This is a genomic window from Streptomyces bugieae, assembly GCF_036352915.1.
Taxonomy (GTDB): Bacteria; Actinomycetota; Actinomycetes; order Streptomycetales; family Streptomycetaceae; genus Streptomyces; species Streptomyces endophytica.
Genome location: NZ_JAZBJP010000192.1, coordinates 1 through 428 on the forward strand (window position 1 = coordinate 1; position 428 = coordinate 428).

Annotated in this window: 1 protein-coding gene; it reads left to right on the forward strand. The window is 74.1% G+C overall.

The genetic code is table 11. The features are described from left to right. Positions 1–428: cation-transporting P-type ATPase (locus V2J85_RS40835; RefSeq protein WP_330824421.1), on the forward strand; the 428-nt coding region annotated here is incomplete at both ends.

Consider the following 428-nt stretch of genomic DNA (forward strand, 5'->3'; position numbering starts at 1 on the left):
CTGGTGGAGGCACGGGCCGAGGAGCGGCTCGCGCAGTACGGCGAGAACGTGCTGCCCGCCTGGCGGCCGGTGCCCTGGCCCCGGCGCTTCGTCCGCAGCCTCCGGGACCCGTTCACTTCCGTACTGCTCTGCCTGGGGCTGGTCTCCGCCGCCGTCTCCGCGTGGGGCACGGCCTGTGTGATCCTCGCCCTCGTCGCGGTCAGCTGTCTGCTGCGCTCGACCGAGGAGCACCGGGCCGACCGTTCGACAGCGGCGCTCAGGGAACTGGTGGCGACCACGGCGACCGTCGTGCGCCGCTCCTCGGCCGATGCCCCGCCCAGGGAGCGGGACGTGCCGGTGGCCGATCTGGTGCCGGGCGATGTGATCCGGCTGGGTCCGGGCGACCTCGTACCGGCCGACGTGCAGATCCTCCGTGCCGGAGGGCTCAC